Source organism: Citrobacter amalonaticus (assembly GCF_002918555.1).
In the GTDB taxonomy this organism is placed as follows: domain Bacteria; phylum Pseudomonadota; class Gammaproteobacteria; order Enterobacterales; family Enterobacteriaceae; genus Citrobacter_C; species Citrobacter_C amalonaticus_A.
The window spans coordinates 645,199-658,788 of record NZ_PQMB01000003.1 but is presented as its reverse complement, the minus strand read 5'-3'; the positions used below and the strand labels follow the sequence as shown (position 1 = coordinate 658,788).

Here is a 13,590-nt window from a genome sequence, read left to right as displayed (position 1 = left end):
AAATCATGGATACCGTAATAGCATTTTTATCTCTGGCTCTCTTTATTGCTTTTATCGTGGGGTTAATCAAGCCGTCGCTGGTTCGAATGCCGAACCGTAAGCGCTCCAGTGCGGTTTATCTCGGTGGCTGTCTGGCGCTGGGCGTTATTGGCTCAATCTTATGGCCGACTGAAAAAAGTCAGCCGGTGGCAAAAACTGACGTACCGGCGGTTAAAGTGGAACCGGCTACGCCAGCGTTTGAGTACGTAGATAAAACCCTCAAAGAATATCGCAACGAGCCAAAAGAAACCCGGCACGATATCGTTAAAAGCTATGTTGGCTTCAAAGGTGTACCGGCCAGCTCTGCTGATGCCTTTTATGCCTGTATGAGCGAGTACACTTTTACTAAAGATGATGCGTTAAAGCTCGGTGATTTGTTGGGGTGGTGTTTCAACGACTTCGAGAAGGATCCACAATCTCTGAATAATAAAATCAACCTTGACGCATTTCAGGGTAATTTTAGCGGTTGGGATGGCTCTTATCGCCCGTTAGAGAAGCTGATAAAAGCCAGTATGAATGATGATTCCTCTTATAAACATGTTTCAACGGTCTACCATCTGATTTTGAATAAAGACCCGCATGCCGTTGTAAAAACAACTTTTCGCGGCACTAATGCTTATGGTGGCGTGGTCAAACAGACCGTAGCGGCACGCGTCAACGTGAGAACGGGCGAGGTCGATTCGATACTCGACAATTAAATATGACAAACGCCGCCGGTGCTGAAACTCGCTTTCAGTGCTGGCGGGGTTGAACAACGAGCCCCGCGAGGCGTTAGCCTGACCCTGAGTATCCGCCCAAGACCGGCAACATTAAAGCCGGTTTTTTTATGCCATTTTCCCGCGATTTCCCCGTTTTTTAGCCGTGCATGCAACAGGTGCATGGTTTTGCATGCGTCAGGCTTGCCCGTTCTGGTCGTGCACCGCCAGAGCTGGCGCGGATCCAGAGTGGTCATGCACCTGCATTAAAACCTACCCGTAAAGCGGGCAGGCGTGGCGGGGAAAGCATTGCGCGCCAGCGGTGGTGCGTAATAATAAAAATTATCGTCTGAGAGCGCCGTAATGGCGCGGTCGCGGTCGCTGCTGGTTCGTTGGTGGTCGGGTGTGTTCGTGCGCGTGAGACGCATCTGATGCGTGATGGTGGTGTGCATGGAAAAGCCGCCTAAAGGCAGCGGCTTAACAGGAGTGGCGGGATTAAAACTGCTAATTATGTTTATACAACGATTAAACTAATCTACATGTATGTAGAGTTCACAGTCGCCAGACCAATCGGGACACTCTAAAACAAGCCCAAACTGCTTGAATATTTCATCAATGACTATTGTTATCTCCCGATAATCATCAAAACCTGTAATGTGCTGGTCATTAAACTTGCCATAAAGATTCTGAAAAGCAATGCCTAATTCTGATAATTGATATCTTATCTTTGAGTTGGATAGTGTAAGGGCTAGCTTTGGATCGTATTCTTCAATGTTAATGTTTAGAGAATGGACGTAACCCATCGCATAAGCATAAGAGTTGATGATTAGCCTGAGACGTTTTTTTACTTCGAGATACATGTCATTCAGAGAAATACTATCGTGTTTATAACCCCAGATGAGTTTTTCAATCTCGTCAGACACTTCATTTACAACAGTGTCAAGATTCTCTAAAAATAAATCGATAGTTTCTTGAGGGGCAGACCCCGAAGACATGTAATTAGCGAGATATTCAGACCATGCGCGCGTGGCTGAGATAAGAAGCGCGCAGCCATACTCGTTGACTGTAAAGTTTTGGGTTAAGCATGTTAGTAAGTTTTTTTCATGTACGTGCACTAATTCATGGTGAATGAGATGGATGACTGCGCGGTATCCTTCTTCTTTGAGTTTTAAGAAGCTACCATCATTGAAAAGCTCAACAAAAAAATCAATCGATAGCACAAGGGTATATTCTTCACATAACCCATCATTGCCAATTTTTGTTACTAACTGCCCGACGGCTGCGCCCTGTTTGCTATTGGTAAATGAACTTGGGGATTTGTGTTGGTAAGAGGATGTTACCTTTTGAAGAGCTTCACTGAAGTTATAGGAAACAACCACGCATTTTAATTTTGAAATATTAAGATTGAGATTTTTTGTTAAAGCTCGGATAGCTTCTAGTGTGAAATTACCGATATTATTTGCCTCTTGCTCAGTAGCGAAACCTTCGAGGGTTATTTTAAAATCAGTTTCCAAAATATTAATCTCCGCGCCCATTGTTTTGATATTCGATGCACTATAGCTTTCGCAGATTGCATCTTCAATGATGAGCGCAGAGATTGTGGCGGCCTAAGTTATTCCGGGTTGTCGAGGGTGTACTCTTTGAACCTGATGACCTCCATGCCGAGCCAGTCGTTTACCTCCCTGAACCTGTCCTGTAGCGGCGACAGCTCGTTGCGCACAAATACCTTTGCAACCTTCTCAACGTCACCGAGTGAGCCGATATTCTCGGGCTTGCCGCCCATAAGCTGGAACGGCACGCGGTGCGCGTCCATCAGGTCAGCGGCGCTGGCTTTCTTGATGTTGAAAAAGTCATCCTTTGTGGCGACCTCGCTCAGTGGCACGATTTTTATGCCGTCCGGTTTTCCACCGGGGGCGTAAAAAAACAGGTTCTTAAAATTGCCGAGCCCTTTCGAGTTGCGCATCGCCTCGCGTAACGATTCGACGTCGGTCGCGCTCTGCGCCGGGTCGGTCACATACATGATGTAACCCGCGTGCGCGCCGTTCTGGTAATACTTGCGACGGAACAGCGTCGCGGATTCATTCAGCCAGGCAGAATTAAGTGCGCTGAGATATTCCGGCAGGCCGTAAATCTCCTGATTAATGTCAGGCTCCAGCAGGTGAAACACGGTGTCAGGCGCGAATTCATGCGGCAGAGTGAAGTTTTCCACAAACCAGAAAATCGAATCATCAACCCCACGGCGGGTGTATTTGGCCGGTGAGGTCAGTAGCTTGATTAACTGGCCGGTGACGCTGTGGCGCTGTTCAAGAAAGGCGTTGCCGAATACCAGATAGTCGAGCGCAAAACGGCTGAAATCCTGACGGGACAGTAGCGGGTGTGGAATGTAGGTGCTCGCGAGTACGTTGCGCTTAACGTAAATCGGTGAGCTGTGATGCACGGCAGAGCGTAGGCTCTTTGCCAGCCCGGAGAAGCTGACCGGCGGCTCATACCATTTGCCGTTACTGATGCATTCGACGTAATCCAGAATATCTCGCTTGTCGAGCACCGGCACAGGCTCACCGAAGGTGAACGCTTCCATTTTTTGCGGTACGTCGGCTTGCAGTGGCTGTGATGCGCGTGTTTTCTGCGCAGTGGCTTTGCGGGATTTTTGCTTACCCATTAATTAAACTCCAGAATTGATTTAGGCTGCATGCCGCTACCGGCAGAAAGCGGTTCGTTTAACAGGGCGTGCATGGTCGCCCATGCGATATCGGCGTGACTGGCTTCCTCAGTGCGGCTGGCCTCGTAGGTGGCGCTGCGCCCGCTGCTGGTCATGGTTTTGCGAATCGACATAAACGACTGCGTGACGTCGGTTGCCCCGGCGTCGTACTCCAGACAACCACGGCGAATGGTGTCTTTCGCCTTGAGCACCATCGCGGTTTTCATCTCAGGTGTGTAACGGATGCCGCGTGCCGCCGGGTAGAATGAGCGCACCAACTGGAACACGCCGAGGCCGAGGCCGGTTGCGTCAATGCCGATGTATTCGACGTTGTATTTCTCGGTTAGCTTTCGGATGCCCTCTGCCTGCGCGGCAAAGTCCATGCCTTTCCACTGGTGGCGTTCCAGCATGCGGAACTTGCCACCCGAGACCACCGGCGGTGCGAGCACGACGCACCCGGCACTGTCGCCAGTGTGCGACGGGTCGTAGCCAATCCAGACCGGGCGAGAGCCGAAAGGATGGTCGGCGAACGGGGCAAAATCCTCCCATTCTTCCATCACATCGACCATGCAGCGCTGCAGCTCCTCGAACGGGAATACCGATGCCTTATCGTCGACAAACTCGCACATAAACAGGTTTTTAAAATCATCATCACTGTTTTCGCGTTTGAGCTGGTCGAGGTCGAACAGGGTGCAGCCCCCGGCTAGGGCATCCTCAATGGTGACAATCTGCCGCCACTGACCATCGTCGCAGAGCTGACCACCGGCGAGCGCGCGGTGACTGATGTCGATTTCGATGCGGTCAGCGGCACTGGCGCGCCCCTTGTTGAACAGCTCACCCGACCAGAAGGGGTAAGCACCGTGCGCCAGCGTTGAGGGCGTCGAAAAGTAGGTTGAGCGCAGGTGCTTCTGCGAGGCCATGCCCGAGGCAACTTTGCGCAACCTCAGAAAATTCGGGATCCAGAAGATTTCATCGACCAACAGGTCGCCGTTGTGGCTCTGCGCGGTGTTGGAATTGGTGCCGAGATAAATCAGCTTTGCGCCGTTATTACCGAGCACAATGGGGTCACCGGTCAGGTCGACGTCGACCAGTCGCGCAAACTGAATGATGTATTCGCGGAACACGTAAGCCTGCGTTTTACTGGCTGATAAAAATATCTGATTGTGGCCGGTCTTGAGCGCACGTAGCAGCGCCTCACGCGCAAAGTAGAATGTCGCGCCAATCTGGCGGGATTTGAGAATATTGCGAATACGGTGCTCCAGCCCTGCGCGATACCACTGCAACTGGTACTCGAAAGACTGGTCGAAGAAAATTTCTTCAAGTTTTGCGACAGCCTCGTCGCTGAAAAAGTTCTTTTTCGGCTTTTTGCGCTCCCCTTTGTTGCGGTTGGCTACGTTGGGGTTAAGGTCGGCCTCGTTGCCGGTCTGGCTGTAGCGGTTGACGCGCGCCAGCCGTTCAATCTGCCGTCCGAGCATGTCAATCTCTTTGAAATCGCCGCCTGTCTTCTGTGGTTTAGCGATGAGCTGAATCAGGCGCGCCTCAAGGCTGCTTTCAACGCGGGAAATCGGCGCGATGCCGTCCCAGCCGTCGCGCTGCTTCCAGCTCTGCACGGTCGGGCGCTTGACCTGCAGCATTTCGGCAATCTGTGGTACGGAAAACCCCTGCCAGTAAAGCAGCGATGCCTGTCGTCGCGGGTCATGCAACAAGGTTGTATCGGTGGAAATGGTCATTGATGCCTCGCCGTAGTGGATTCAGGGCAAGGCTACTTAATGGCCGTCAGTGATTCGCTAAGGTGCTGTTGTGTGGGAGATTGTCCAGCCGTCGTTGGTGGTCTGGTGTGCCCTGAGTCTGGAAACTGGCGTTGACCAGTAACCCTAACCTCAGGACTCCTGACAATGGCAAAAAAAGTCTCAAAATTCTTTCGCATCGGCGTCGAGGGTGATACCTGCGACGGCCGCATTATCAGCGGTAACGATATTCAGGAAATGGCCGAGTCGTTTGATCCGCGCGTCTATGGTTGCCGCATCAACCTTGAGCATATTCGCGGTCTCTTCCCCGACGGCGACTTTAAGCGCTTGGGTGATGTGGTTGAACTGAAAGCCGAGAAAATTGACGACGATTCTGCGCTTAACGGCAAATGGGCGTTGTTCGCTAAAATCACTCCGACCGATGACCTTATTGCGATGAATAAAGCCGCGCAGAAGGTCTACACCTCAATGGAAATTCAGCCGAATTTTGCCAATACCGGCAAATGCTATCTCGTAGGTCTGGCTGTGACGGATGACCCGGCGAGCCTCGGCACCGAATACCTCGAATTCTGTCGCAATGCAAAACACAACCCGCTTAACCGCTTTAAGGCTAACCCTGAAAACCTGATTTCAGCGGCAACGCTTGCCGAGCTTGAGTTTGAAGACCAGCCGGAAACGGTATTTACCGCCCTGACTGACAAGGTGAAAGCCATTTTCAGCCGTAAGCAGGTCAGCGACGATGCGCGCATGAATGATGTGCATGAAGCGGTGACCGCCGTCAGCGAGCATGTGCAGACCAACCTCACTGCGCAGGATAAGCGTATTTCCGATATGGAAACCGCGCTTGCCACCTTTAAACAGGAACTGACCGGCAAGGTTGAAGAAACCAGCCAGGCATTTTCCACCCTGAAAACCACCCTCGATAAAACCGAAAGTTTCAGCCAGCCGCGACGCACGAAAGCCAGTGGCGGTGGTGGCGATGAGCTGCTGACCGACTGCTGATAAACCGCAGACCCAAAGCCGGGCGGCAACCCCGCCCGATGCAGTGACTAACCGATAAATTCAAACAGGAAATACTATGCGCCCGGAAACCCGTTTTAAGTTCAATGCCTATCTGACCCGCGTCGCTGAGCTGAACGGCATCAGCACTGATGACGTCAGTAAAAAATTCACCGTCGAGCCGTCCGTCACGCAAACGCTGATGAACAAAGTGCAGGAGTCATCCGCGTTTCTGCAGACGATTAATATTCTGCCGGTTGCAGAAATGAAGGGTGAGAAAATCGGCGTCGGTGTGACCGGTACTATCGCCAGCACGACTGACACCTCGGGCGATGATGAGCGTAAGACCGCAGACTTCACCGCGCTTGAATCCAACAAGTACGAGTGCGACCAGATTAACTTTGACTTCCACCTGAAATATAAAACCCTCGACCTGTGGGCGCGTTTTCAGGATTTCCAGCGCCGCATTCGCGACGCCATTGTCAAACGTCAGGCGCTCGATTTCATCATGGCCGGTTTTAACGGTACCACCCGTGCCGCCACCTCTGACCGCACCAAAAATCCGATGCTGCAGGATGTGGCCGTCGGCTGGCTGCAGAAATACCGCAATGAAGCCCCAACGCGTGTAATGAGCAATATCACCGATGCTGACGGTAAGGTCGTTTCGGCAGTGATTCGCGTCGGTCGAAACGGCGACTATGAGAACCTCGACGCGCTGGTGATGGATGCGACCAACAACCTGATTGACGAGGTTTATCAGGATGACCCGAAACTCGTTGCCATCGTTGGCCGTAAGCTGCTGGCCGACAAATATTTCCCGCTGGTGAACAAGCCGCAGGAAAACAGCGAGGCGCTCGCGGCAGATATCATCATCAGCCAGAAGCGAATCGGCAACCTGCCCGCTGTGCGCGTGCCGTACTTCCCGGCGAATGCCGTGTTAGTGACTACGCTGGAAAACCTCTCTATCTATTTCATGGATGAGAGCCACCGCCGCAGCATTGATGAAAACCCGAAAAAAGACCGCGTTGAAAACTACGAGTCGATGAATATCGACTATGTGGTCGAGGCGTATGCCGCCGGGTGCCTGCTGGAAAACATCACCCTGGGCGACTTCACCGCACCTGCAGCACCGGAAAGCGGAGCCTAAACCATGACGAGCCCCGCACAGCGTCACATGATGCGGGTCTCGGCCTCTCAAGCCGCGCAGCGGGAGCAAGCCCCGCTGCGCCATGCAACCGCCTATGAGCAGATGCTGGTTAAGCTGGCCGATGACCGCCGCACGTTAAAAAACATCCGTTCAAACGAACGTAAAGCCGAGAAAAAGCGCGAGCTGCTGCCGTTCTATGCGCCGTGGGTCGCCGGTGTGCTGGCTGATGGTCGTGGTGCGCAGGATGACATTGTCATGACCGTCATGCTGTGGCGTCTCGATGCCGGTGATATCGCTGGCGCACTGGAAATAGCCCCCTACGCGCTGAAATACGGCCTCATCTCTGACCATCGCCGCACAACACCTTACATGCTGGTTGAGGAAGTGGCGCTTGCCGCGCAGCGTCTGCGCGATGCAGGTGAGTCTGTCGACCTTTCCTGGCTGCAGACCGCTATCGACCTGACCGACGGTGCTGACGTTCCCGATATGGTGCGCGCCCGTCTGCATAAGGTGACAGGCCTGACCCTGCGTGATGCCGGTATGAATGCCGAGGCGCTGGCGCAGTTTCAGCGTGCGATGCAGCTCGACCGCAATGCCGGTGTGCGCAAGGAGATTGAGCGACTGGAACGGGCATTGAAGCCAAAGCCAGAGGGCGCCCCCCGTAAAACGACTAAACCGCGCACGCGCAAACCTGCCGCCAGACCGGCAGCAAAGCGCGGGCGTCCACCAAAGGCGGCAAAACCGCCGGTTAACTGAACGCTCCCCGAGCCGGGCGGCACGCCGGTCAAAGCAGGCAAAGACCTGACGGCGACCGGCGTCCACCGCCCAACCTGATGAGGTTGTCATGACAACAGTGATTCTGAACCAGCCCGACGAACCGCAGGACGTACCGGGCGTGGTGATTCCCGCACTGGAAACGGGCGGCGCAGTGATTAAAAACACGTTCTTTTTTCCTGATGTGGATCCGAAGCGCGTGCGTGAACTGATGCGCCTTGAGCAGACGGTTTCCGATGCGCGCCTGCGCAATGCCATCAAGACCGGCATGGCCGAGACCAATGCGGAGCTTTACGACTACCGGCTGCGCCAGACTGCCGCCGGATTTAAGCAACTGGCCGACGTGCCTGCCGAGGAAATCGACGGCGAGAATGTGCGTGTTTTCCACTACCTGAGCGCCGTGACGGCGATGGCAACCGCCACCCTGTATGAGCGCTATCGCGGCGTTGAGGCCACCGGTAAGGGTGACAAAAAAGCCGACAGTGTGGAAACCACCATTGATGACCTGTGGCGGGATATGCGCTGGTCGGTTGCGCGCCTGCAGGACAAGCCGCGCTGCATTGTGGGTCAGCTCTGATGAAAGTCCGGGCAATGCAGGGAGACACCCTCGATACGATTTGCGCCCGGTATTACGGGCGCACTGAGGGTGTGGTCGAGACGGTGCTGCAGGCTAATCCGGGTCTGTCTGAGCTGGGTGTCATTCTGCCGCATGGTACAGAGATTGACCTGCCCGACGTGCCGTCTTCACCAGTAACTAACACTATCAATCTTTGGGAGTAAACCATGATAGAAGGGGAAAAAGGCGTCCTGTCACTGTTTGTGATTGGCGTGATGATTGTTGTCGGGAAAGTGCTGGCAGGTGGTGAGCCCATCACCCCGCGCCTGTTTGTCGGACGCATGCTGCTCGGCGGCTTCGTTTCGATGGTCGCCGGTGTTGTTCTGGTGCAGTTTCCTGATATGTCACTGCCTGCCGTGTGCGGGATTGGATCCATGCTCGGCATTGCCGGTTATCAGGTGGTGGAAATCGCCATACAGCGCCGCTTTAAGTCACAGAAGGGGGACGACGATGCCAGTCATTAATACCCACCAGAATATCGCCGCTTTTCTGGACATGCTGGCGTATTCCGAAGGAACAGCGAACCATCCGCTGACGAAAAATCGTGGCTACGACGTCATTGTCACCGGCATTGATGGCAGGCCAGAGATTTTCACCGATTACAGCGACCACCCTTTCGCGCATGGCCGAGCACCGAAAGTGTTTAATCGCCGTGGTGAGAAATCCACTGCATCGGGGCGTTATCAGCAGCTTTATCTGTTCTGGCCGCACTACAAGAAACAGCTCGCACTGCCTGATTTCAGCCCACTGTCGCAGGACAAGCTCGCGATTCAGTTAATCCGGGAGCGCGGCGCTATTGACGATATCCGGGCGGGGCGTATTGAGCGTGCTGTTTCCCGTTGCCGCAATATCTGGGCGTCATTACCGGGTGCCGGTTACGGCCAGCGCGAGCACAGTCTCGAAAAGCTGGTCACCGTCTGGCGCTCGGCTGGCGGGGTGATGGCATGAAAGTCCTGATAACGCTGCTTGTGCTGGCCGTGCTCGGGCTGCTGTGGTTGCGCCATGAGAACGGCAATTTATCCCGCTCCTTTGAGGTGGCAAACCGTGTTGCGAGCGAGCAAAAGACGACGATTGGCATGCTGAAAAATCAGCTCAGTGTTGCCGGTCAGCTCGCCAGACGTAATGAATCCGCGCAGGTGGCACTGCGCGAACAGCTCGCAAAGGCAAGCGCAGAAGCCAGCCGCCGTGAGCAGACGATAACGAGGTTACTTAATGAAAATGAAGCCTTTCGCCGCTGGTATAACGCTGCTCTGCCTGATGTTGTGCGTCGGTTGCACACCCGCCCTGCCTGCGCCAGCGCCGGTGATTGTGGTCAACGGATGCCCGAGGGTGAGCCTTTGCCCGATGCCGGAAAGTGACCCGAAAACGAATGGTGACCTGAGCGCGGATATTCGCCGTCTTGAGGGCGCGCTGACTGCCTGTGCGCTGCAGGTCAAAACCGTCAAACACTGTCAGGATGAACTCGATGCAAAAGCACAAAAGCCTGCGCAAAGCGCTGATTAACGCCGTGCCGCAACTCCGAAATAACCCCGATATGCTGCGCCTGTTTGCCGACAACGGGCACACCGATTCCCGACTGGCGAGCTCGCTGTCGTTTGAAAAGGTGTACGTGCTTAACGTGGTGGTGACTGACTTCATCGGCGACCTCGATTTGATATTCGTGCCGGTGCAGGCGTGGCTGCGTGAACATCAGCCGGACATTATGACCACCGACGACGGGCGGGAAAAAGGATTCACCTGGATGATTGATATCAATAACGACGATTCGCTCGATATCAGTATCAGCCTGAGACTCACCGAGCGCACGCTCGTCAGAGAGGTCGACGGCGCGCTGCATGTCAGCTATGCCCCTGAGCCGCCGTTGCCTGAGCCGGTGACGCGCCCGGTCGAGCTGTACGTTAACGGCGAACTGGTGAGTAAGTGGGATGAGTGAGTTAACCGCGTTGCAGGAACGTCTTGCCGGTATGATTGCCAGCCTGTCACCGGCGGCACGTCGTCAAATGGCGGCTGAGATTGCGAAAAAGCTGCGCACCAGCCAGCAACAGCGCATCAGGCGGCAGCAGGCACCCGACGGCACCCCGTATGCCGCGCGAAAGCGCCAGCCGGTGCGGAGCAAAAAAGGCCGCATTAAGCGTGAAATGTTCGCCAGACTGCGCACTAACCGCTTTATGAAAGCCAAAGGCAGCGACAGTGCAGCAGTGGTGGAATTTACCGGCAAAGTGCAGCGCATGGCGCGGGTGCATCAGTATGGCCTCAAAGACCGGCCAAACCGCAACAGCCGGGAGGTGCAGTACGAGGCGCGCCCGTTGCTCGGTTTCACCCGCGACGATGAGCAGATGATTGAAGACGTCATTCTCAGTCACCTCGGCAAATAAATATTGTGTGAGCCATCACCGGTGCCGCGCGAATTGGCGCGGCTCCAGACCAGAGGCATTCTTGCACTATGAATACGTTATCCACTCTACAGGAGCTCGCGCGCGCAATTCGCAACCTCATCCGCTCAGGTGTGGTGACTGAGGTCGATACTGTGCAGGGGCTGTGCCGCGTACAAAGCGGCGGGATCCAGACTACATGGCTGAACTGGCTGACTACCCGCGCCGGTCGTTCGCGTACATGGTGGGCTCCTTCGGTCGGTGAGCAGGTACTGCTGCTGGCGATTGGTGGTGAGCTTGATACCGCTTTCGTGCTGCCGGGGATTTTCTCAGACGATAACCCCGCCCCGTCAGCCTCGGCGGATGCGTGGCATGTAGTGTTCCCTGATGGCGCGGTTATTGAGTATGAGCCGGAAACCGGTGCGCTGACGGTCAGTGGCATCAAGACTGCTGATGTGACGGCATCGGAGTCCATCACCGCCACCGTGCCGGTGGTGCTGGTCAAAGCGGCAGAGCGTATCACCCTCGACACCCCGGAGGTGGTCTGCACCAACAAACTGACGACGGCGACGCTTGAGGTGCAGAAAGGCGGCACCATGCGGGGAAACATCGAACATACCGACGGCACGTTGAAATCAAACGGTGTGCAGGTTGATGACCACGGTCACGGCGGCGTGCAACGGGGCGGGAGCTGGACGGAGGGCACCAGATGACAGCTCGCTATATGGGGATGAACCGAAATACCGGCCTCGCTATCAGTGACAGTGAGCATATCGGCCAGAGCATGCGCGACATTCTGCTGACGCCGGTCGGCTCGCGGGTTATGCGTCGTGAATATGGCTCGCTCCTGTCTGCGTTGATTGATATGCCGCAAACCCCGGCGCTAAGGCTGCAAATCATGGTGGCGTGCTATTCCGCGATCCAGAAGTGGGAACCACGCATCAGGCTTACATCCATCAGCTTTGAGACCGGCGACGCTGGCGAAATGTATGTCGATATTACCGGGATGCGTACCGATACCGGTGCGTCAGTTTCAACCACTGTTTCACTGAGTTAAATCACTATGGCAACTGTTGACCTGAGCCTGCTCCCTGTTCCCGATGTGGTCGAGGAACTGGACTATGAAACTATCCTTGCGGAGCGCATTGCGACGCTGATTTCGCTCTATCCAGAAGACCAGCAGGAAGCCGTCGCCCGGACGCTCGCACTTGAGTCAGAGCCGGTTGTTAAGCTGCTGCAGGAAAACGCCTACCGTGAGGTTATCTGGCGTCAGCGTGTCAATGAAGCTGCGCGCGCAGTCATGCTGGCTTATGCCATAGACAGTGACCTCGATAATATCGGGGCAAATTTCAATGTTGAGCGCCTTGTGGTCACGCCTGCTGATGACACCACCATTCCACCCACCCCGGCAGAAATGGAACTCGACGCCGATTATCGTCTGCGTATACAGCAGGCTTTCGAAGGAATGAGCGTGGCGGGCTCTACGGGTGCCTATGAATTTCATGGCCGTAGTGCTGACGGGCGTGTCGCTGATATTTCGGTTATCAGCCCTTCCCCCGCCTGCGTCACGATATCTGTGCTCTCGCGCGAGAACAACGGCGCGGCATCTGATGAGCTACTGAGCATTGTGCGCAATGCGCTTAATGGGGAGGACGTGAGGCCGGTTGCTGACCGTGTAACGGTGCAGTCGGCTCTGATTGTTGATTACCAGATACGTGCAACGATTTTCACTTATCCGGGGCCGGAAAGTGAACCGATTCGCGCAGCGGCTGAGGCGAGGCTCAAAGCCTATGCCAGCGCTCAACACCGGTTAGGGCGGGATATTCGCCTGTCAGCCATCTATGCCGCGTTACATGTTGAGGGGGTGCAGCGTGTCGAACTTACGGCGCCAGTGGCTGACATTGTGCTTGATAAAACGCAGGCATCCTTTTGCACAGACTATCAGATAGTGATTGGTGGCTCTGATGAGTGATGCGCGTCTGTTACCTGCAGGCTCATCGCCTCTTGAGGTGGCTGCTGCCAGAGCCTGCGCCGATATTGAAAATACACCTGTTCCGTTACGCCGTCTGTGGAGCCCTGACACCTGTCCTGCAAACCTTTTACCGTGGCTGGCGTGGGCATTTTCCGTTGACCGCTGGGATGAGAACTGGCCGGAAGAAACCAAGCGTGACGTTATTCGCAGTGCGTATTACATCCACTGCCACAAAGGGACGATAGGCGCAGTCCGGCGTGTGGTTGAGCCGCTCGGTTACGTCATTAACGTTACTGAGTGGTGGGAGAATGACGACCCGGCGGGCACTTTTCGCCTTGATATCGGTGTACTGGAAAGCGGCATCACCGAAGAAATGTATTTAGAAATGGAACGATTAATTGCGGATGCAAAACCCGCCAGCCGTCACCTGATTGGTCTGAATATTATCCAGGACATAGCGGGCTATATGTACACCGGCGGTGTGGCATATGACGGCAACATTATTACGGTTTACCCGGATGAGTGAGGAA

The 13,590-nt window shown here is 54.7% G+C and carries 19 protein-coding genes; 16 read left to right on the top strand and 3 right to left on the bottom strand.

The features are described from left to right. Nucleotides 1–5: 5 nt before the first annotated feature. Nucleotides 6–737, top strand: a complete 732-nt coding sequence (locus C3432_RS15865; RefSeq protein WP_103777526.1) for a hypothetical protein — start codon at nucleotides 6–8, stop codon at nucleotides 735–737. A 527-nt stretch (nucleotides 738–1,264) separates the two neighbouring features. Here the strand turns inward: C3432_RS15865 and C3432_RS15850 are convergent. The 3 genes from C3432_RS15850 to C3432_RS15840 form a co-directional block, all read right to left on the bottom strand. Continuing rightward, nucleotides 1,265–2,248: a hypothetical protein gene (locus tag C3432_RS15850; RefSeq protein WP_258041618.1), complete on the bottom strand. Its 984-nt coding sequence runs from the start codon at nucleotides 2,246–2,248 to the stop codon at nucleotides 1,265–1,267. Nucleotides 2,249–2,346: 98 nt separating this feature from the next. Continuing rightward, a complete protein-coding gene (locus C3432_RS15845; protein WP_103777522.1) occupies nucleotides 2,347–3,393 on the bottom strand; it encodes a phage portal protein in 1,047 nt (348 codons plus the stop codon). After that, a complete protein-coding gene (locus C3432_RS15840; RefSeq protein ID WP_103777521.1) occupies nucleotides 3,393–5,162 on the bottom strand; it encodes a terminase ATPase subunit family protein in 1,770 nt (589 codons plus the stop codon). Before C3432_RS15840 ends, C3432_RS15845 begins: the two co-directional genes overlap by 1 nt. A 165-nt stretch (nucleotides 5,163–5,327) precedes the next feature. On the opposite strand from C3432_RS15840, the gene C3432_RS15835 reads away from it, so the two are divergent. The 15 genes from C3432_RS15835 to C3432_RS15765 all read left to right on the top strand — a co-directional run bounded on the left by C3432_RS15835 (nucleotide 5,328) and on the right by C3432_RS15765 (nucleotide 13,586). After that, nucleotides 5,328–6,182 (top strand): GPO family capsid scaffolding protein, encoded by an 855-nt coding sequence (locus C3432_RS15835; RefSeq protein ID WP_103777520.1) that lies wholly within the window; start codon nucleotides 5,328–5,330, stop codon nucleotides 6,180–6,182. 76 nt (nucleotides 6,183–6,258) lie between these two features. Further along, complete coding sequence (locus C3432_RS15830) at nucleotides 6,259–7,326, top strand: phage major capsid protein, P2 family (RefSeq protein ID WP_001247243.1); 1,068 nt, start codon at nucleotides 6,259–6,261, stop codon at nucleotides 7,324–7,326. A gap of 3 nt (nucleotides 7,327–7,329) precedes the next feature. After that, entirely contained in the window at nucleotides 7,330–8,082 is a 753-nt protein-coding gene (locus C3432_RS15825; RefSeq protein ID WP_103777519.1) for a phage terminase small subunit, read from the top strand. Between the two features lie 88 nt (nucleotides 8,083–8,170). Beyond that, nucleotides 8,171–8,677 carry a head completion/stabilization protein gene (locus C3432_RS15820; RefSeq protein WP_103777518.1) on the top strand — a complete coding sequence of 169 codons (507 nt, stop codon included), beginning with the start codon at nucleotides 8,171–8,173 and terminating at the stop codon, nucleotides 8,675–8,677. Then, nucleotides 8,677–8,880 (top strand): tail protein X, encoded by a 204-nt coding sequence (locus tag C3432_RS15815; RefSeq protein ID WP_103777517.1) that lies wholly within the window; start codon nucleotides 8,677–8,679, stop codon nucleotides 8,878–8,880. Before C3432_RS15820 ends, C3432_RS15815 begins: the two co-directional genes overlap by 1 nt. Nucleotides 8,881–8,883: 3 nt before the next feature. Then, nucleotides 8,884–9,180: a phage holin family protein gene (locus C3432_RS15810; protein ID WP_103777516.1), complete on the top strand. Its 297-nt coding sequence runs from the start codon at nucleotides 8,884–8,886 to the stop codon at nucleotides 9,178–9,180. After that, a complete protein-coding gene (locus C3432_RS15805; protein ID WP_103777515.1) occupies nucleotides 9,167–9,664 on the top strand; it encodes a glycoside hydrolase family 24 protein in 498 nt (165 codons plus the stop codon). The genes C3432_RS15810 and C3432_RS15805 overlap by 14 nt, the downstream gene beginning before the upstream one ends. After that, the gene (gene lysB, locus C3432_RS28015) at nucleotides 9,661–10,074 is read left to right on the top strand and encodes an Rz-like lysis system protein LysB (RefSeq protein WP_103777514.1); all 414 of its coding nucleotides are present in this window, start codon (nucleotides 9,661–9,663) and stop codon (nucleotides 10,072–10,074) included. Before C3432_RS15805 ends, lysB begins: the two co-directional genes overlap by 4 nt. Beyond that, entirely contained in the window at nucleotides 9,974–10,219 is a 246-nt protein-coding gene (gene lysC, locus C3432_RS27830; protein ID WP_240437918.1) for an Rz1-like lysis system protein LysC, read from the top strand. Before lysB ends, lysC begins: the two co-directional genes overlap by 101 nt. Beyond that, on the top strand, nucleotides 10,182–10,649 hold the full coding sequence (locus C3432_RS15790) for a phage tail protein (RefSeq protein WP_103777513.1): 468 nt from the start codon (nucleotides 10,182–10,184) through the stop codon (nucleotides 10,647–10,649). The genes lysC and C3432_RS15790 overlap by 38 nt, the downstream gene beginning before the upstream one ends. Beyond that, nucleotides 10,642–11,091: a phage virion morphogenesis protein gene (locus C3432_RS15785; protein WP_103777512.1), complete on the top strand. Its 450-nt coding sequence runs from the start codon at nucleotides 10,642–10,644 to the stop codon at nucleotides 11,089–11,091. The genes C3432_RS15790 and C3432_RS15785 overlap by 8 nt, the downstream gene beginning before the upstream one ends. 68 nt (nucleotides 11,092–11,159) lie before the next feature. Beyond that, complete coding sequence (locus tag C3432_RS15780) at nucleotides 11,160–11,801, top strand: phage baseplate assembly protein V (protein WP_079917006.1); 642 nt, start codon at nucleotides 11,160–11,162, stop codon at nucleotides 11,799–11,801. Then, nucleotides 11,798–12,145, top strand: coding sequence for a GPW/gp25 family protein (locus C3432_RS15775; protein WP_001728620.1), 348 nt, complete (start codon nucleotides 11,798–11,800; stop codon nucleotides 12,143–12,145). The genes C3432_RS15780 and C3432_RS15775 overlap by 4 nt, the downstream gene beginning before the upstream one ends. Nucleotides 12,146–12,151: 6 nt before the next feature. Continuing rightward, a complete protein-coding gene (locus tag C3432_RS15770) occupies nucleotides 12,152–13,060 on the top strand; it encodes a baseplate assembly protein (RefSeq protein WP_103777511.1) in 909 nt (302 codons plus the stop codon). Continuing rightward, entirely contained in the window at nucleotides 13,053–13,586 is a 534-nt protein-coding gene (locus C3432_RS15765) for a phage tail protein I (RefSeq protein ID WP_103777881.1), read from the top strand. The genes C3432_RS15770 and C3432_RS15765 overlap by 8 nt, the downstream gene beginning before the upstream one ends. Nucleotides 13,587–13,590: the final 4 nt, after the last annotated feature.